This window comes from Pontibacter flavimaris, from assembly GCF_001907195.1.
In the GTDB taxonomy this organism is placed as follows: domain Bacteria; phylum Bacteroidota; class Bacteroidia; order Cytophagales; family Hymenobacteraceae; genus Pontibacter; species Pontibacter flavimaris.
Map to the genome: position 1 here is coordinate 340814 of NZ_LVWA01000003.1, position 18796 is coordinate 359609.

Here is an 18796-nt window from a genome sequence, read left to right on the forward strand (position 1 = left end):
ACATGAAACGATATATAATACCGGCAGCAATCGCCGCCATACTTTTCACCACGGCCTGTTCAGAGCAGGCAGAGACTACCCCAGAGACAACGAAGGCTGAAGCTCCCGCTGCGGCCACAGCACCAGATGTAGTGCAGTTCTCCAAGGAAATGCAGCAGGTGAGCAAGCTAGAGGTAGGCCCCCTGGAGGAGCGCACGCTTTCCACCCGTGTGTCCGCCAAAGGGCAGCTGTCGTTGCCGCCGCAGGGTATGGCCAGTGTGAGCCCCTTAATGGGGGGGATGGTGCGCAGCATCCACGTGATAGAGGGTGACCTTGTGCAGAAAGGGAAGGTGCTGGCCACCATCGAAAATCCGGACCTGCTGCAGCTGCAGGAAGCCTATCTTTCAGCAAGCAGCCAGCTGGGTATGGCACGGCAGGAGTATGAGCGCCAGAAAATGCTTTCGGAGGAGCAGGTTGGCGCCCTGCGCAGGTACCAGCAGGCCACCAGCGAAGTAAAAGTGCTAGAGGCGAAGCTGAACTCGCTGCGGGAGCAGTTGCTGACGCTGGGCATCTCGCCTAAGAGCGTGGAGAACGGCCGCATCACGCGTACCCTCAACCTCACGGCCCCCATTTCGGGTTACGTGCAATCCATCGCCATCAACCTGGGCTCGTTTGCAGAGCCAAACCAGCCTGTGCTGCAGATCATTGACGACAGCCACCTGCACCTGGACCTAAATGTGTTCGAGAAAGATTTTTCGCGGCTGGAGAAAGGGCAGAAGGTAGTCTTCTCGCTGCCTAACGTGTCGGGGCAGGAGGTGGAGGCGGAGATCTTCGCCGTCGGGAAATCCTTTGCGGGCGAGACCCGCGTGGTGCCGGTGCATGCCGAGATAAAGGACAACCAGCACAAAGGCCTGCTGCCGGGCATGTACATCAACGGCCATATCCTGACGGGCAAACATGCGGCGACCTCCGTTCCGGAAGAGGCGGTCGTGCTGTACAAGAACAAAGCCTACGTTTTTCAGCAGCTCAGCGAGAACACGTTCAAAATGCTACCCGTGGAGACGGGCGTCACAGAGAATGGCTTTACCGAAATCCGTTTGGAGGAGGAATTGCCACAGGATGCGCAGCTAGTGCAGAAAGGCGCCTCGTTTATACTTTCAGAGAAGATGAAGTCTGAGGTGGCGGAGGAATAGTTGCCTTGAAAAACCTGTAAAATCAGAAACGGCTCCCCATAAATGAGGAGCCGTTTCGTGTTTATGAAAATCAAGTTTTCAACTTTTAGCCATACTTACTAACGGCACTGGTTATAGAAGGTTACGATATGGCTGAAAATTTCCGACTTTTTTCGAATCAAACTGATTTTATACTCCTGCAGCTACCGCTTCCTCCTGCAGGATCGGCCCCAGCACCTCCCATACATTCTCAGCCAGTATCTTCTGGCCTTCCTCCGTCGGGTGGATGCCGTCGCCCTGGTTCAGGTCAGCCTCTCCGCCCACGCCTTCCAGCAGAAAAGGCACCAGCGCCACGCTTTCCTCTTCCGCCACACGGGTAAACACCTCCCGGAAATCCTTCGAATACTGCTGGCCCATACTTGGTGGCATCTGCATACCGGTAAGTATAATTTTTACCTCGGGGTTGCTGGCGCGCACTTTCTGAATGATGGCCTTGAGATTGGCGTAGGTTTCCTCCGTGGAAATACCGCGCAAGCCATCATTGGCGCCGAGTTCCAGCACAAAAATATCCACGGGCTGCTTCTTCAGCAACCAATCGATGCGGCTCTTGCCTCCTGCCGTGGTTTCCCCGCTCAATCCGGCGTTCACCACCTTGTAGGGCAGGTCCAGGGAGTCGATGCGCTGCTGTATGAGGCCGGGGAAGGCCAGGTCTGGCTGATCGAGCCCGTAGCCGGCCGTGAGGCTGTTGCCGAAGAAAAGGATGATCTGCGTCTCCGCCTCGGCTTTCGCGTCGGGACTTCCGGCGGCGCGTGTTTCCTTCTCTGCCGCTATATTCGCACTTGTCTGGCCTTCGCCACAGCCGTAAAAGGCGGTAAGGGCTGCCAATCCAAGGGTTAAAAACTGATTCTTTATCGTCATCGTTTAATTTTTCCTAAATTTATACTTGCCCTGGGCTAAACCTATAACGTACCCAAAGAGTTATTTTGTTCGGAGGATGCGCCTGCAGCGTTATACTTTGCGCGGGCCTTCTTGCTATATCAACCTAAAACCAAACAAATCAAAGTGCCTACCATACTTGAAATAAAAGACCTGAAGAAGACCTACGACAGCGGCGACCGACACCTGACCGTGCTGCAAGGTATAAATTTTTCGTTAGAGGCTGGGGATGTCTGCGCTATTGTAGGCCCCTCCGGCAGCGGCAAAACCACGCTGCTGGGCCTATGCGCCGGCCTCGACAGGGCCTCCTCCGGTTCCGTTATACTTAATGGGATCAAACTGGACGACCTTTCAGAGGATGAGCGGGCGCAGGTGCGCAACCAATACGTAGGCTTTATCTTCCAGAATTTCCAGCTGATCCCCACGCTCACCGCCCTCGAGAACGTGATGGTGCCCCTGGAATTGCGCGGGGAGCGCAACGTGCAGCAGCAGGCGATGGATTTGCTGGCACGCGTTGGCCTGGCGGAGCGGGCCGTGCATTACCCCACGCAGCTTTCCGGTGGCGAGCAGCAGCGGGTGTCGTTGGCAAGGGCCTTCTCTAACAGGCCGGCCATACTTTTTGCGGACGAGCCCACTGGCAACCTGGACGAGGAAACCGGCGAGCGCGTGGAGAAACTGCTCTTCGATCTGAACCGGGAGGCAGGCACCACACTGGTGCTGGTAACGCATGACCTGGAGCTGGCTGCCAAGACCGACCGCATCATCCGCATCAAAGGCGGCACAGTAGTTTCAGATGAAGTTACCTCTGTGGTTAACAACGGGTAAAGTATAGAAGTATAAATAACTGCTTCACCCGAAATCCTTCACCTCAAAAAAAGATTCTGTGTCCGATACCACCCTACATTTACCCCGAAAACGGCCTTTGCGCCTGCGCTGGCTCCTGAAAATGGCCTGGCGCGACAGCCGCCGCAACAGGGGCAGACTGGCGCTCTTCATCTCATCCATCGTACTGGGCATTGCCGCGCTGGTGGCCATCAACTCCTTTGCCGACAACCTTCGCGCCGACATTGACAGCCAGGCGAAGTCGCTGATCGGGGCAGACCTGGTGATTGCCGCCAACAAGGAGATAGAGGAAGACCAGCAGCAGTTGCTGGATTCTATTGCCGTGGGCGGCGACCGCTCCGATGAAGTGCGCTTTGTGTCGATGGTGCAGTTCAAGTCAACCGGCGGAACCCGGCTGGTGCAGGTGCGGGCGCTGGAGCGGGGTGGTTTTCCCTATTACGGTTCCATCGAGACGGAGCCCCAGCGTGCCAGCCATACTTTCAGGGAAGAGGGGCGTAAGGCGCTGGTAGACCAGACGCTGCTGCTGCAGTACAATGCCAAGCCCGGCGATTCGATACAGGTGGGCAACCAGACGTTTGAGATCGCGGGGGCCTTGCATAAAATACCGGGCCAAACGGCCATGACAGCCACTATTGCGCCAGCTGTATACATTCCGCGCCACTACCTGGAGGAAACGGGCCTGGTGCAGAAAGGCAGCCGCGTGAGCTACTACCACTACTACAAACTACCCGCATCGATAGACCCGGACAAGCTGGTGAAGCGGCTGGAGAAACGGCTGGACGAGGCGGGCTTTGGCTATGACACCATCGAGAGCCGCAAGGAAAGCACCGGGAAATCGTATGAGGACCTGGCCCGCTTCCTGGCGCTGGTGGGATTTGTGGCCCTGCTGCTGGGGTGCGTGGGCGTGGCCAGCGCCGTGCATGTGTACATACGCGAGAAACTGGCGACTATTGGCGTGCTTCGCTGCCTGGGCGTGAGCGGCAAACAGGCCTTCCTGATCTACCTGTTCCAGGTGATTGCAATGGGGCTGATCGGCTCAGTGGTGGGTGCGCTGCTTGGCAGCCTGATCCAGTTATACTTGCCGGAGCTGTTCAAGACCTTCCTGCCGGTGGATGTGACGGTAGCGGTTTCCTGGTCAGCTATTCTGCAGGGGATTGCCATTGGCGTGGTGGTGGCCGTGCTTTTTGCGCTGCTTCCGCTGCTCTCCATCCGCAACATTTCGCCACTCATCACGCTACGGGCGGGCATAGAGCATGTGTCTAAACAGCCAGATAAGCTCCGTTGGGGCGTGTACTTCCTCATCGTCGCCTTTATTTTCCTGTTCTCCTACTTCCAACTGGGTACCTGGTTGCAGGCGCTGGCCTTTACCGGTGGCGTGTTTGTGGGCTTTGTGGTGCTGGCCCTGATTGCCCGTCTGATGATGTGGGTCGTGAAGCGCTTTTTCCCGGTGCACTGGGGCTATGTGTGGCGCCAGAGTCTTGCCAACTTGTATCGGCCAAACAACCAGACGCTGCTGCTCACGGTCTCCATCGGGCTGGGCACCGCGCTTATCGCCACGCTGTTCCTGATGCAGCGCATTCTGCTGAGCGAGGTAGCCTTTGCCGCCAGCGAGAACCAGCCTAACATGGTGCTGTTCGACATTCAGTCCGCGCAGAAGGAGGCCGTTACCGACCTTGTCAGACAGGAGGGACTGCCGATTCTACAATCGGTGCCGGTGGTAACCATGCGCCTGGAGGAAATAAACGGCCTGACCGGTGCCAATGTTCGAGCTGATACCACCTTGGGGATTTCAGAAAGAGCCTTTACCCGGGAGTTTAGGGTCACCTACCGTGACTCGCTCATCAGTTCGGAGAAAACGGTGGAAGGTACGTGGCAGGGAGAGGTTACGGATCCGAATGCGGCCATACCCATCTCTATAGAAGAAGGTTATGCCGAGCGACTTAAAGCCGGGCTTGGGGACACGCTGATCTTTAACGTGCAGGGCGCGCTGATTCCGACGGTTATTACCCACCTGCGGGAGATCGAGTGGAACCGCGTGCAGACGAACTTCCTGCTGCTGTTCCCGAAGGGGGTGCTGGAGGAAGCCCCGCAGTTTCATGTGCTGATGACGCGCACGGATACGGACGAGCAGGCAGCGCTTTTCCAGCAGGCGCTCGTGCGCCAGTTTCCCAACGTATCGGCCATCGACCTGGGGCTTATACTTGAAACGCTGGATGATATACTCGGCAAGATCTCTTTCGTGATTCGGTTCATGGCCCTCTTCAGCATTAGCACAGGACTGCTGGTGCTGATCGGCTCCATCAACAACAGCAAGTACCAGCGGGTGCAGGAAAGTGTATTATTACGCACACTAGGTGCCAGCCGCAGGCAGATCCTGGGCATAAACGCCTTCGAATACCTGCTGCTGGGCGCACTGGCTGCGGGCACGGGCATCATACTTTCTGTGGCGGCCAGCTGGGCCTTGGCTGTGTTCAGCTTTGAGGTGGCCTTCGTACCGGATCTGTCGCCGCTGTTGCCTGTATTTATCGGCATCACGGCGCTCACCGTCTTTATCGGGATGCTCAACAGCCGGGGCATCCTCAACCGTCCGCCGCTGGAGGTACTGAGGCGGGAGGCCGCTTAACGTTAAATTCTATAGGATTCTGCAAACCGTGCTGGTCTACTTGTTCAGGGTTAAGCAAAATGAAAATTCAGGTGTAACAGCCCTAGCGTAAAGTATAGAGAGAGGCTTTATAGTTCCGAAGCGCACAGTTCGCCTCATAGCATACTTTTTATACTTTCGGTAAGGGCCCGGGCATGGCTATATGCCCGGGCCCTTTTTGTATTAGCTGATTTGCTGTAAGGCGAACCTCAAGCTATACTTCTAGGCCCGACTGCAACTTCCAAAACTTACACGCTGGCTCGTCCACTTTTCCTCTACATCAAACAAAGGAAACTTAATGGTGCTGGTGCTGGTACAATCATATACCTGTAAACTTCTAAAATTAGGCAGCAAAAGTATAAGCTATGAAAACGATGAAAGACAAGAACAAGGAAAAGACAGTACTGATCACAGGAGCCTCCAATGGCTTCGGGATGGAATTTGCCAAGCTCTTTGCCAAGGACGGCTACAACCTGGTACTGGTGGCCCGTAGTACCGAACGCATGCGCAAACTCGGTCATTACCTGCAGGACCAGCACCTACTGGAGCATATCTGCATTATTACAGCGGACCTTACACGCCTGGAGGCGGCGCGTGAAGTATACCAGGAAGTGCACAATGCCGGCCTGCAGGTCGATGTACTGGTGAACAATGCCGGTGCCGGGGTACACGGCATGTTCTTCGAGACCGACCTGGAGCGCGAGAAAGCTATCATCCAGCTCAATATCACCACCCCAGTGGAGTTAACAAAACTTTTCCTGCCTGAGATGAAGCAACGCAGTGACGGAAAAATACTGAACCTGGCCTCTGTCGTGTCGTTCATGCCATCTCCGCTGATGGCTATTTACGGGGCAAGCAAGGCCTTTATGCTGTCTTTCTCGGAGGCACTTTCCAATGAACTGAAGGACACCGGCATTACCGTAACGGCCCTTTGCCCTGGCCCCAGCAACACCATGTTCTTCCGCAGGGCAGGCGCCGCGCATACCCGGGCCGCCAACGGCAGCCTGTCCGAACCGGAGGAAGTAGCGCTTGACGGTTATGAGGCACTCATGAAAGGGGAGACCCGCATCGTATCAGGCCTTAAAAACAAGCTGCAGACTACCAGCTCCAACCTAATGCCCGACATGGCGCTGGCCGCAAGTATGCGCCACCTGATGGAGGAGGACCCCGCGGAAGAAGAAACGAACCCGACCGGCACGGCCAAGTATGATGAGGAGGAAATAACCCAGTAATTGCAATGAAGTCATGAATAAGCCCCGGCTCACACTACTACAGTGAGCCGAGGCTTATTTCTTTCTAAGCACCTATAAAAATAAAGCAGGGATCTTTCATCAAGATCCCTGCTTATTCAGAACATAGACAACAAATGCCATCTGTCCTTGTTTTCCTTTATATACGGAGCTGTTTTAAGGAGGTTATACTTTTTAGGATAAAATCATACTTTCTAATAACTATCCGTTGCCAGCATTACCAGGGTGCAGTGGTGCAGTGTCTCAATGTTGGCCTGCTGGGCCATTTCCTCCAGCTCGCGGTTCTCCGTGCCAGGGTTAAATATAATGCGCTTGGGCTTCAGGCTCAGGATATAATCATACCATACCGGCTGATTTTGAGGCCCCACGTACAGCGTCAGGGTATCCACATCTTCGATCGGCTCCGATTTGTCGGTAATAATCTGCTTGCCACCTACTTCCGCGTTCTTAATTCCAACGGGCACCACCTCATGGCCGTGCTGCTGCAGCCGGTGCACCGCCTTGTAAGCGTAGCGGGCCGGGTTATCAGAGGCGCCTAAAACAACAGTTTTTTTCATATCTCAGGTTAAATCATGTTCTCCAAAAGTATACTGTTTTACTTTGGGTTGGATGGAAAGGTTAAGTTAAGGTCAATTCCGCACCGTTACTCAAAACACATAAATATCAGTCCAACTGAGGTTTCGGCTTTGATAGTTTATACTTTAGTTTAAGCTATTGCCACACCGGCACGTATCGCCGCTTTCTCGGCACAGCGCTCCCCATCCATGGCCGCCGACACGATACCACCGGCATAACCGGCTCCCTCGCCGCAAGGGTAAAGCCCTTTTACCTGCACATGCTCCAGCGTATCACGGTCGCGGGGGATGCGGACAGGAGAGGAGGTGCGGCTTTCCACACCCACGATCTGGGCCTCGTTGCTCAGGTAGCCGCGCATCTTGTTGCCAAAGGCCTTGAATCCCTCACGCAACCTGTACGCCATGTCTTCGGAAAAAAGTTCGTTCAGGTCCACCGACACCAGCCCCGGCTGATAGGAGGTTCCGAGCAGCTCTTTGCTTACTTTCCGGTTTACAAAATCTTGTAATAATTGCGCCGGAGCCGCCTGCGTGCCGCCGGCCATGGCGCATGCCTTTTGCTCCAGGGCCTGCTGCATGTGCAGACCGGCCAGTGGGCCATACTTCTCCAGTTCCATGTCCTCCAGCTCAATAGCCACTACGATACCGGAGTTGGAGAATTTGGAATCGCGGCGGCTAGGCGACATGCCGTTTACCACCACCTCGCCGGGGGCCGTGGCTGAGGGAACGATAAAGCCGCCCGGGCACATGCAGAACGAAAAGATACCGCGCTGCCTCCCTTCATACTGCGTCTGGTGCACCAACGCGTAGGAGGAGGCCGGCAAGTAGGGCCCGCGGTCCTCACACTTGTACTGTATGCTGTCTATCAGTTGCTGCTGGTGCTCCACGCGCACCCCCATGGCAAAGGGCTTAGCCTCGATCAGAATGCCCTTCTCGTGCAGCAGTTCAAAGATATCGCGGGCACTGTGGCCGGTGGCAAGTATAACCGACTCCCCGGTATATGCCTTTCCGTCCTGCGTCACCACGCCGCGCATCTCCCCGTTCTCAAGTATAAAATCAGTAACGCGCCTGTCGAAATGCACTTCGCCGCCGGCGTCGCGGATCGTCTCCCGGAGAGCCTCTATTATCTTAGGCAGCTTGTTGGTGCCGATGTGCGGGTGGGCGTCAAAAAGTATGTCCGGCGTAGCGCCGTGCTGCACAAAGATCTGCAGGATGCGCTGCAGGTCGCCGCGTTTTTTGGAGCGGGTATACAGCTTGCCGTCAGAATAAGTGCCGGCACCGCCTTCGCCAAAGCAGTAGTTTGAGTCAGGGTTTACGATATGCTCTTTATTGATGGCGGCCAGATCACGGCGGCGGCTACGCACGTCCTTTCCGCGCTCCAGCACCACCGGCTTCAGGCCCAGCTCGATGCAGCGCAGGGCTGCAAAAAGCCCGGCAGGACCAGCACCCACGATTACCACTTGTCTGGCATCGGAAACATCCGGGTAAGTATAAACCGGGGAGATAATATCGGCAGGAGGGGAATCCAGGTACACATCGGCACGCACGCGCACCTGCACCTGGCGCCCGCGCGCGTCGATGGAGCGCTTCATGCGGTGCAGGAATTTCACATCCTCGGGCTGCACCCGGGCGGTTTTTAAAAGCTCCCTTTCTAATTGCTGCGCATCAAATGCCAGCTCTGGCGGAAGCACCAGATCCAATTCTTTCTTTCTCATCTATAACAGGTAAGGTAGTTAGCCTTAAACTTTTTAATTAATTCTGATTGGGTGATTGAGTGGATGGATGAACATTATGTTGCCGCTCAATCGAACAATAAATTGACAAGTTTATACCTAAAAACATTCCAACTACACACTCAATCACTCCTTCAAAATTCAAAATTGTTAGATATCCCCGTTCAGCACCTTGTCAACCCAGCCTTTGCCCCATTCCTCAATTTCCTGCTCAGAGTACAGCTCCGGGTAAAAGATTCGTTTCTGGAAGCGCGGGGGCAGGTACTTTTGCCAGTTGGTGCCACCGGTGGCGGCAATCACTTCCGGGTCGCGCTGCAGATAGCGGACGGCGGACTTGTAGTGCATCAGCGGCCAGTTCACGTTCACGTTGCTGTCGAGGTCGCGCATGGCGTGCTTAAGTTTGGGGTTCTGCTGATCCGCCTCCGGCAGGCGCTTGTATACACTCCATACGTTTTTGTTCGTGTACTCTTTGGCAAAGCTGATAAGTGAGGTGGTATACTTTTGCTCGAACTGCACCAGCGTCAGGGTCTTGGCACCGGAGGCTACCTCGGTGGCGCCCTCCTTCCAGTAAATGCAGCCGATCATCTCCTCGTGCGTGCTTTCCAGTCCCAATACCGAGCGCTTGGCCTTGTCCACCAGGTTGCGCAGGTCCGTAGAGGCGATCTCGATGAAGCGGTACTGCACCGACTGAAATCCGCTGGCTGGCATCAGCGCCATCCGGAACTGCAGGAACTGTTTCGGGTCCATGCCGTCCACCATTACATCAAAGGAGTTGATCAGGTTGTCGAAGTAGCGGTTAATGCGCTTTAACCTCCGGATGAGCACGTCCACTGTAATTTCCTTGTCCTCACCAATTTGCCTATACTCCTCCAGGCACAGCTTAAAGTATAGCTCTGTGATCTGGTGGTACATGATGAAGATCTTCTCATCCGGAATGCTGGTGCGCGGGTTCTGCAGGCTCAGCAACGTGTCCAGGTGAATGTAATCCCAGTAGGAGAGGAAGCTGGTGTGGTAGAGGCCTTCCAGGTAGGCAGCCAGGTCCTGCCCCAGGGGCACATATTTCTCCTCCAGCCGCTTCAGCTGTTCCAGCACTTCTGGTTTAAAAGTATGCTCCATCTGCATGTGGGTTTAAAGTGAGGTGGTTTCCGCAAAATTAAGAAAACATTTATAGGCTGCGTTATGCAGGCAACAATTGGTTTCCATCCCAGGCAAGCGGTTTACGCTCAAAGTATAAACTACTGCCGCTGACAGGCTTAAATGATAGATGCTAGCCAAGCGTTAGTAGATATAAAGACGGTGTTTGTAGAAATAAGGCTAAATTAAACCTGGAATAGCGCAAAGCTGCCACATAATTGCTAAATTTGGTTTTCACGATATAGAGTGTATGGCTGAGAAAAGTAGTGTTTTCGATATGATCGGGCCAGTGATGATAGGGCCATCCAGTTCGCATACGGCTGGGGTGGTGCGTATTGCCAGAGCTGCCATCCGTATCCTGGGCGCCGCCCCGGAGGAGGCAGTCATCACCTTTTACAACTCCTTTGCCCGCACCTACGAGGGCCACGGCAGCGACCGCGCCATCGTAGCCGGCCTGCTGGACTTTAAAACGGACGACAAGCGCATAAAGGAGGCTTTTGACTACGCCAGGGAGCACGGGCTGAAGTATAGCTTCCGCTCTGTTGGAAATGCCTCTACCATGCACCCCAACACCATTAAGCTTAACCTGAAGGCCGGAGACCGTGAGGTAGAGGTGATCGGCCAGAGCCGCGGCGGGGGCGTGATCCAGATTGTGGAGGTAGACGGCTTTACCGCCAGTTTCTCTGCCAACCTGCATACCCTGATCATCGACGCGGAGGATAAAAAGGGAAGCATTGCCTTCATTGCCTCCATTCTGGCGCACGACGACTGCAACATCGCCACCATGAGCGTTTCCCGAAAGGGAAAGCATGAGCGGGCGCGCCAGTTTATAGAGATGGACTCCGGCATCAAGCCGATTACCCTGGAGTATCTCAAGCAGCTGAGCTGGGTGCAGCATGTTGTCTATATCCCTAACATCGACCTATAAGACAAGTAGCGAACTATGAAAAAATCAACCAAAAGCCTGCTGCTGGCCATGGGTCTCTCGTTGGCTGGTGCCTCTGGTGCCTCGGCACAGCAAGAACCAGGCGGCGATGGCGTGTGGACGCTGCGGGAGGCAGTGGAGTATGCCAATACCAACAACCTGCAGGTGCGGCGAACCAAGCTCAACAAGGGGCTTTCCGAGACAGAACTGCGGCAGAACAGGTTCAGCAGACTTCCCTCCATCAACGGAAGCTCCTCCTATAATTTCAACTATGGCACATACGTAGACCCAACGACGTCGGACCTGCGTTCGGAACAAAGCCAGACCAACAACTTCCAGCTCAGCGCGTCTGTGCCCTTGTTCATGGGCTTTCAGCAAACAAACAGCATCAAGCAAAGCGAGCTGGAGCTGCAGGCTGTGGAGCAGGACGTACTTTCGGCCCAGAACGACATTACCATCCAGATTGTCACCTCCTACCTGAACATACTTTTCGCCGACGAGCTGATCAAGATTTCGCAGCAAACACGTGATCTGACAAAACAGCAGCTCGACCGCACCAGGCTTCTTTTCGAGGCAGGGAGCGTGGCCGAAAACTCCGTGCTGGACCTGGAGTCGCAGTTGGCGGCGGATGATTTGGAGCTGATAAACGCGGAAAACCAGCGCGATATCTCCCGGCTGTCGCTGATGCAGCTGCTGAACCTGCCTGCTTCGCAGGATTTCCAAATTGAGATTCCACAGATACCGGATCCTGATCAGGACCCCGTGCTGCTGAGTGGCGACCAGGTATTCGATACCGCGGTTCAGACGCTGCCCGCCATCAAGGCCGCTGATCTGCGCGTATTAAGTGCCTCCAAAGGGTTGGATGTGGCTCGTGGTGCTTATTACCCGCGCCTGTCCATGTTCGGGAGCCTGAATACCTTCTACTCCAGTGCCCGGGATTTCCGATTCCCGGTGGTTGGACCGCTGCAGGAAACCCCCATCGGTTTCCTGGACTCTGAGGGCACGGTGCCTTTCGTCGTGTACTCGCCCACTACCTCGTTCAGAAGGGAAACCTATGATTACTTCGATCAGCTGAAGGATGGAGTAGGCAAGAGCTTCGGGTTCTCGCTGCAGGTCCCTATCTTCAACGGTCTTCAGGCTCGCAGCAACGTGCAGCGCGCCAAACTGCAGCAGCAGGATGCGCAGATCAACGCGGATATTGCCCGCAACAACCTGCGCCAGACCATAGAGCAGGCCTATGTGGATGCTGTGGCTGCCCAGCGTAGGTACGCAGCTGCCAAAGAGCAGCTGCGGGCGGCTGAGAAGAACTATGGCAACGCGCAGCTAAGGCTGAACGCCGGCGTGATCAACACGGTCGATTTCAACATCATCGCCAATACGTTCCGTGCCGCGCAGTCCAACCTGTCTCAGGCAAAGTATGAATACACGTTTAAATTAAAAGTTCTGGATTTCTACCAGGGCAACGACATCTCTTTTTAAGTAACTATGGCTAAGAAAAAATCAAAGCTGATCCCCATCCTGGTCGGCGTGCTGGTATTGCTGGTGGTATTTATAATAGTAGCAAAAAAGTCCGGCTGGATTGGTGAAGAAGAAGGCATTGAAGTGGTCTTGGCGGAGGCCAAACCTACGGACATCGTTGAAAAAGTAAGCGCATCAGGCAAAGTGCAGCCCGAAACGGAGGTAAAAATCAGCCCGGATGTTTCCGGTGAGATCATCGAGCTGAATGTGGAGGAGGGCGACTCCGTGGTGAAGGGGCAGCTGCTGCTCCGTATCCGCCCCGACAACTACCAGTCGATGGTGGACGCACAGCAGGCTTCGGTGAACACCCAGCGCGCCAACCTGGCACAGGCCAAGGCCAGGCTGTCACAGTCGCAGGCCAACTTTGCGCAGGTAGAGCAGAACTACAAGCGCAACAAGCCTCTTTTCGATCAAAAAGTGATCTCGCAGTCGGAATGGCAGCAGATAGAGGCTAATTACCTGGCCGCCAAGGCAGAGGTGGAGTCAGCGCGCCAGAGCGTGAGAGCCTCGGATTATAACGTCCAGAACGCACAGGCTTCCTTAAAGGATGCCCGCGAGAACCTGAACAAAACCACCATCTACGCCCCGGTGAGCGGCACAGTATCCAAACTGAACGTGGAGCAGGGCGAGCGCGTGGTGGGAACCTCGCAGATGGCCGGTACCGAGATCATGCGCATTGCTAACCTCAACAACATGGAGGTGCGCGTGAACGTGAACGAGAACGACATCATCCGGGTGGCCCTGAACGACTCCGTAGAGGTGGAAGTAGACTCCTATGCCAGCCGTGATGAGAAGTTCAGAGGCGTTGTGACGGCCATCGCCAACACCGCCAAGGATGCCACCACCCTGGAGGCAGTAACCGAGTTTGAGGTACGCATCCGCCTGATAAATGAGTCCTACGACCATCTGCGCGGCACTTCGGCCAGGCCTTTCCGTCCGGGCATGACAGCCTCCGTGGACATCATCACAGATCGGAAAGCTAACGTTTTATCCGTACCTTTGTCGGCAGTGACAACGCGCTCGGCAAATGCCGGAGGTGCTGAAAAACCGCAGGAAGAGGAGCAGGAGGAAGAAGGGGAGGACGCCCCGCAAGATCAGGACCAGAACCAACAGCAGCCAGCCCCGGCACAGGTAGATGAGGTTGTTTTTGTGTACGATGAAGCCTCTAACACCGTAAAATCAGCTAAAGTGAAAACAGGCATCAGCGACTTTGAGAACATTGAGATACTGAGCGGTGTGAAGCCAGGGCAGAAGGTGGTAGCAGGGCCGTTCAGGGCTGTTTCGAAAACACTGGAGAATGGAGCGAAGGTAGCGGTGAAGGATGAGAAATCACTGAACAAGCAGGCCATAGCCGCAGATACAAAAGAGAACTAAAGGATTGGAAAAAATAGCAGTACTGGGAGGGGGAAGCTGGGCGACAGCCCTGGTTAAAATCCTCTCAGAGAATAAATCACAGGTGAACTGGTGGATGCGCAACGAGCAGGATGTGCAGCACCTGATCAACTTCCGGCACAACCCGCGCTACCTCAGCCAGGTGTCGTTTGACCTGAATTACGTAAAACCGTCCACCGACATACAGGCAGCCGTTGCCTCGGCGGATTGGGTGATACTGGCCGTGCCAGCCGCATTCGTGCAGCTGGCACTTGCCGCTTTACCAGACCATGCCTTCGCAGGGAAAGTGGTTATCTCGGCCATCAAAGGCATGATTCCGAAGGAAAATGTGCTGATCACGGACTACGTAAAGTATAAATACGCTGTGCCTGACCAGAACCTGCTGGTAATTGCCGGCCCTTGCCACGCCGAGGAGGTGGCGCTGGAAAAGCAGTCGTACCTCACCATCGGCTCCCACAACATGGCCACCGCCGAGCGTTTCTGCGAACTATTGCGCAACCGCTATGTAAAGGCCAACCCACTGGAGGATTTGGATGGGATTGAGTACTGCGCCGTCATAAAGAACATCATCGCGCTGGCCTGCGGCATCGCCCGGGGCCAGAACTACGGGGATAATTTTCAGGCGGTGCTGGTATCCAACGCCATGTTCGAGATCGAGCGTTTCTTGGATGCCATCATGCCGGTGCACCGGGCCCTGAACGGCTCTGCCTACCTGGGGGATCTGCTCGTGACGGCTTACTCCCAGTTCAGCCGGAACCGGACGTTCGGTAACATGATTGGCCGGGGATACACGGTGAAATCGGCACAGGTGGAGATGAACATGGTGGCCGAAGGCTATTATGCCGTGCAGAGCATCTACGAGATCAACAAAAACCTGAAAGTGCACATGCCCATCACCACAGCGGTGTACCACATCCTCTACGAGCGTATTTCGCCGGCGGTGGAATTTGAGATCCTAAAGGACAAGTTCAGGTAGCAGCAGCGGCCGCAACGGGAGCGCACCAGAGAATGGTGCGCTTTTTTATACTTTGGAGTGCCGGATGATGCTATCCCCGAGCGCCCGGTAAACGGCCATCGTAGTGATGGCGAACGAAAAACAGATGCAGTACATGCCCGAAAGCAGCTGAAAGTCAGTGAAAGGGATATAATGCAGCTCCAGCAACTCCAGGAGGAGCACCAGGATAGCGGCTATCGAAAAACCGGCCAGGGCGAACATAAACGCCCGGTTAAACGTTCTGGAAGGCAGCCTGTCTATCAGGGTCTGACTTTTGAGGTGCCAGTGCAGCGGCTGCACCTTGCCGCTGCGAAGTGCCCAACGCGTGGCCCTGGTAGAGAACCACCCAAGTATAAATCCGGTGACAAAACTAAAAGCGTACAGGTGCATGGCCACACCCTGCTGCCCCCAGAGCGGAAGTTCCTCTTGCGGCAGCCACAGCAGAAGCGACAGCACCACATTCAGCAGTACGGAAGCCAGGGCAAGTATGGCTGCCAGCAATACCAGAAACCTATAATTCAGGCTTATGTACATGTATCAGGCTTATATCGGTGCAATTCCTTATACTTGTTCTGGCGGGTTAAGGATGTAAAGGCACACGACGTGGAAAGCTTTTAATGATCAGCATCTCTCCGATTCACGTGCCCCGCGCCCGGAACATACCATACATGAAGCAGCACCTGCAGCAGATAGACGTAGTGAAAGGAGTGGCCATTGTGGCGGTGCTCCTGCTGCACTCATTTACACGCAAGGAGCTGGAGGAGCAGTATGCCATCTTCCACATCTGGCAGGCAGTACCACTTTTCCTGGTAGTGATGGGGCTCAACCTGGGGCTGTCCATCCGAAACAAACCACAGCACCTGCAGCAGCTCTACACCCGCAAATACTTCACGAAGAAGGCGGCCCGCATTTTCGTCCCGTTCTTCATGGTGTTTATACTTTCCATACTTTTGGGGCTGCTCTGGGAATGGCTGCAAGGGGAACGGGTACTGGAGTTCAGCACCTATACCTGGGTGGGCGTGCTGCCGATAACCGGGCGGGGTAATTACTTTATCACTATGCTGCTGCAGTCTGTGCTGCTGCTGCCCCTCATAGGCTATGGTTTTAGCCGCAAGCCCATCCTTACCACGCTGGTGCTGCTGCTGCTGGAGGTCGCCTTCCAGGTATGGGCGGCGCAGTTCGCCTATTTTGAGGAGAACAGCTACCTCTACGACGCAGCCTTCCCGCGTTACTTCAGCGCCATTGCCTTCGGGCTCTGGTTGTCGCGGGTGGTTTGGCAACCGTTCCGGTGGCGGGAGTTTATACTTTTGGCGGGACTGGGCATCATGGCAGCCATCAATCTATACTTGCTGGAGTATGGGGAACTGAAGCTGGAAAGTGTAATCAGGCCTGGTTGGCAGGCGCAGCAGCTGTTTACCTTTGGCTACGCGGCTTTGCTGGTGTGGCTGGCCATCAAGCTACTGCCTAACTTCTCTAACTTTATCCCACTGCGGCTGCTGGCGGAGTTGGGCAAGGCCTCGTACCATATCTTTCTGGTGCAGGTGGTCTACTTCGGCCTCGCCAACCAGGACCTGCCGCACCTGGCGAACGTGGCGGTGCCCATCCTGCTGGGCTATCTTTTTTACAGGTATGAGCCGCAGCTGCTGTTTGGTTCGTAGTCTTTTTTGAATGAAGCCGGTGGAAGTATACATTCACTGGCTATTAGTTAGATTACCATGGATGCTACAGGAACAATAAAAGTAGTTTGTGCGCTTGTGGAGCAGTTTGGGCGCGTGCTGGTAACGCAGCGAAGCGAGCACATGCGCGAGGCGCTGTTGTGGGAGTTCCCCGGTGGTAAAGTAGAGGCGTGCGAAACGGAGACGGCCTGTCTGGTGCGCGAGATACGGGAAGAGTTGAACATCGCCATTGCCCCCTACCAGCGCCTGAAACCGGTGGTGCACGGGTACCCCGGCCGCACGATCGAGCTCATCCCATACCTATGCCACTATGGCGGCGGCGTTATCAGGCTGCACGAGCACCGAAGCTACCACTGGGTTTCCCCTGCTGACCTGGCAAACTATACCTGGTGCCCCGCCGATCTGCCTGTTGTACAGGAGTACCTGCAATTGCTGAAAAACAGGGAATAAGTATAAATCGGAAGTGCATTTTCGCGTACCTTTGCCTATGCAATACCCTAAAACATTCACGGACCGCATGCAGCGCATGCTCGGAGAGGAGGAATTTTCAACCTTCCTGGAAGCCCTGCAGCAGGCGCCGCCTGTGAGCATCCGCATCAACAAAGCCAAAGCCACGCAGTTGCCAGGGCTGCAACCCGTGCCGTGGTCCGAGACTGGCTATTATCTCCCCACCCGCCCTTCCTTTACCCTCGATCCCACCTTACACGCCGGAGCCTACTATGTGCAGGAAGCCAGCTCTATGTTTGTGGAGCAAGCCCTGCGCCAGGCAGTTGATCTGGAGGAACCGCTGCAGGTGCTGGACCTTTGCGGCGCCCCCGGCGGAAAATCAACCCTTTTGGCAAGCCTTATCTCTGCCGATAGTTTGTTGGTGTCGAACGAGGTGATCCGGAGCCGGGCCTCAATCCTTGCCGAGAACGTGGCCAAGTGGGGAAGCGGCAATGTACTCGTCACCAGCAACGACCCACGCGACTTTGGCAGACTGCCCGACTTTTTTGATGTGATGGTGGTGGATGCCCCCTGCAGCGGCGAGGGCATGTTCCGCAAGGACCCGCAAGCCGTAGGGGAGTGGTCGGAGGAGAACGTGAACTTGTGTGCCCAGCGCCAGCAGCGCATTCTGCTGGACGTGTGGGAGGCCCTGAAACCGGGCGGTGTTCTGATCTATAGCACCTGCACCTGGAACGAGCAGGAAAACGAGGCCAACATGGCCTGGCTGTCGGAGCAGGAGGGGGCAGAAAGTATAAACCTGGCACTGCAGCCGGAGTGGGGCGTGGTGCCATCGCAGTTGAAGGGGGTGGAAGGTTACCGCTTTTACCCGCACCGCGTGCAGGGCGAAGGCTTTTTTATGGCCGTAGTGCGGAAAGCTGTCCGGGAGGAAGCCATCAGCCACGGCAAAAGCAGGAAGAAAAAGTATAAACTAAGTATAGCAGGCAAGAAAGAGCAAGCGCTGGTAGCAGACTGGCTGCAGCGGCCCGGGCAGTACACGTTTGTGCAGCACGGGGAAAAGATCTCTGCTATACCCGAAAATATCTTTGAGGCTGCTGATGAAGTATACCAGCACCTGTACGTACTCTACGCCGGCACAGAACTGGCCGAGGTTTATGGCAAAAAGCTGAAGCCGTTGCAGGGCCTGGCACTTTCCCAATATCTGGACAGGTCGGTTTTTACTTCGGCAGAGTTGAACCTGGAGCAGGCGCTGCGTTATCTGAGAAAAGAAGATACCTGCCTGGGCACCAGTGGTAACGACTGGCTGCTGCTGGAATATAAAGGCCTGCCCCTGGGCTGGGCCAAGCAAATCGGCAACCGCCTGAATAACTATTATCCTAAAGAGTGGCGCATCCGCATGGAGTTGCCAGCTGCGTTACCAGATGCGAGCTTGGTGATTCGTTAAGCGTTGTTATTGGGTGTTCGACTTTAGGTTGTTGCGCAAGTATAAACCGGAGCGTGAATTCCCTGTATCGGAACATAAACTGATCTAAAAAAGCACCGCTGCTCCAGTAGGAAATAACCGGAGCAGCGGTGCGTATAAGTATA

At 55.1% G+C, this 18796-nt stretch carries 16 protein-coding genes; 11 read left to right on the plus strand and 5 right to left on the minus strand.

All coding sequences use genetic code 11. The features are described from left to right. The first annotated feature begins 2 nt into the window (after positions 1-2). Entirely contained in the window at positions 3-1172 is a 1170-nt protein-coding gene (locus tag A3841_RS03665; RefSeq protein WP_073850952.1) for an efflux RND transporter periplasmic adaptor subunit, read from the plus strand. Between the two features lie 168 nt (positions 1173-1340). Here the strand turns inward: A3841_RS03665 and A3841_RS03670 are convergent, their stop codons facing one another. Beyond that, a complete protein-coding gene (locus tag A3841_RS03670; protein WP_073850953.1) occupies positions 1341-2069 on the minus strand; it encodes an arylesterase in 729 nt (242 codons plus the stop codon). 144 nt (positions 2070-2213) lie between these two features. On the opposite strand from A3841_RS03670, the gene A3841_RS03675 reads away from it, so the two are divergent. The 3 genes from A3841_RS03675 to A3841_RS03685 all read left to right on the plus strand — a co-directional run bounded on the left by A3841_RS03675 (position 2214) and on the right by A3841_RS03685 (position 6803). Then, positions 2214-2912: an ABC transporter ATP-binding protein gene (locus tag A3841_RS03675; RefSeq protein WP_073851204.1), complete on the plus strand. Its 699-nt coding sequence runs from the start codon at positions 2214-2216 to the stop codon at positions 2910-2912. A 97-nt stretch (positions 2913-3009) separates the two neighbouring features. After that, positions 3010-5553, plus strand: a complete 2544-nt coding sequence (locus tag A3841_RS03680) for an ABC transporter permease (RefSeq protein WP_317042472.1) — start codon at positions 3010-3012, stop codon at positions 5551-5553. A 383-nt stretch (positions 5554-5936) separates the two neighbouring features. After that, a complete protein-coding gene (locus A3841_RS03685; protein ID WP_073850954.1) occupies positions 5937-6803 on the plus strand; it encodes an SDR family NAD(P)-dependent oxidoreductase in 867 nt (288 codons plus the stop codon). Positions 6804-7015: 212 nt separating this feature from the next. On the opposite strand, the gene A3841_RS03690 is transcribed toward A3841_RS03685, so the two are convergent. From A3841_RS03690 to A3841_RS03700, 3 genes are all read right to left on the minus strand, one after another. After that, the gene (locus A3841_RS03690; protein ID WP_073850955.1) at positions 7016-7378 is read right to left on the minus strand and encodes a CoA-binding protein; all 363 of its coding nucleotides are present in this window, start codon (positions 7376-7378) and stop codon (positions 7016-7018) included. A gap of 149 nt (positions 7379-7527) precedes the next feature. Then, positions 7528-9108: an NAD(P)/FAD-dependent oxidoreductase gene (locus tag A3841_RS03695; protein WP_073850956.1), complete on the minus strand. Its 1581-nt coding sequence runs from the start codon at positions 9106-9108 to the stop codon at positions 7528-7530. A gap of 168 nt (positions 9109-9276) precedes the next feature. After that, positions 9277-10242, minus strand: coding sequence for a tryptophan 2,3-dioxygenase family protein (locus A3841_RS03700; protein WP_073851206.1), 966 nt, complete (start codon positions 10240-10242; stop codon positions 9277-9279). 268 nt (positions 10243-10510) lie between these two features. Between A3841_RS03700 and sdaAB the strand changes: the two genes are divergently transcribed. The 4 genes from sdaAB to A3841_RS03720 are packed head-to-tail and all read left to right on the plus strand — an operon-like array spanning position 10511 to position 15071. After that, positions 10511-11188: an L-serine ammonia-lyase, iron-sulfur-dependent subunit beta gene (gene sdaAB / locus A3841_RS03705; protein WP_073850957.1), complete on the plus strand. Its 678-nt coding sequence runs from the start codon at positions 10511-10513 to the stop codon at positions 11186-11188. A gap of 15 nt (positions 11189-11203) precedes the next feature. After that, on the plus strand, positions 11204-12664 hold the full coding sequence (locus A3841_RS03710) for a TolC family protein (protein WP_073850958.1): 1461 nt from the start codon (positions 11204-11206) through the stop codon (positions 12662-12664). A 6-nt stretch (positions 12665-12670) separates the two neighbouring features. Then, positions 12671-14077, plus strand: coding sequence for an efflux RND transporter periplasmic adaptor subunit (locus tag A3841_RS03715; protein ID WP_073850959.1), 1407 nt, complete (start codon positions 12671-12673; stop codon positions 14075-14077). A 4-nt stretch (positions 14078-14081) separates the two neighbouring features. After that, positions 14082-15071 (plus strand): NAD(P)H-dependent glycerol-3-phosphate dehydrogenase, encoded by a 990-nt coding sequence (locus A3841_RS03720; protein WP_139307870.1) that lies wholly within the window; start codon positions 14082-14084, stop codon positions 15069-15071. Between the two features lie 45 nt (positions 15072-15116). Here the strand turns inward: A3841_RS03720 and A3841_RS03725 are convergent, their stop codons facing one another. After that, complete coding sequence (locus A3841_RS03725) at positions 15117-15623, minus strand: hypothetical protein (RefSeq protein ID WP_073850961.1); 507 nt, start codon at positions 15621-15623, stop codon at positions 15117-15119. 83 nt (positions 15624-15706) lie between these two features. Here A3841_RS03725 and A3841_RS03730 point away from each other — a divergent pair, with 83 nt between their 5' ends. The 3 genes from A3841_RS03730 to A3841_RS03740 are packed head-to-tail and all read left to right on the plus strand — an operon-like array spanning position 15707 to position 18653. Then, on the plus strand, positions 15707-16747 hold the full coding sequence (locus A3841_RS03730; RefSeq protein WP_235861283.1) for an acyltransferase family protein: 1041 nt from the start codon (positions 15707-15709) through the stop codon (positions 16745-16747). 57 nt (positions 16748-16804) lie between these two features. Further along, entirely contained in the window at positions 16805-17215 is a 411-nt protein-coding gene (locus A3841_RS03735; RefSeq protein ID WP_073850963.1) for a (deoxy)nucleoside triphosphate pyrophosphohydrolase, read from the plus strand. Positions 17216-17252: 37 nt separating this feature from the next. Then, positions 17253-18653, plus strand: a complete 1401-nt coding sequence (locus A3841_RS03740; protein WP_073850964.1) for a methyltransferase RsmF C-terminal domain-like protein — start codon at positions 17253-17255, stop codon at positions 18651-18653. Positions 18654-18796 lie beyond the last annotated feature (143 nt).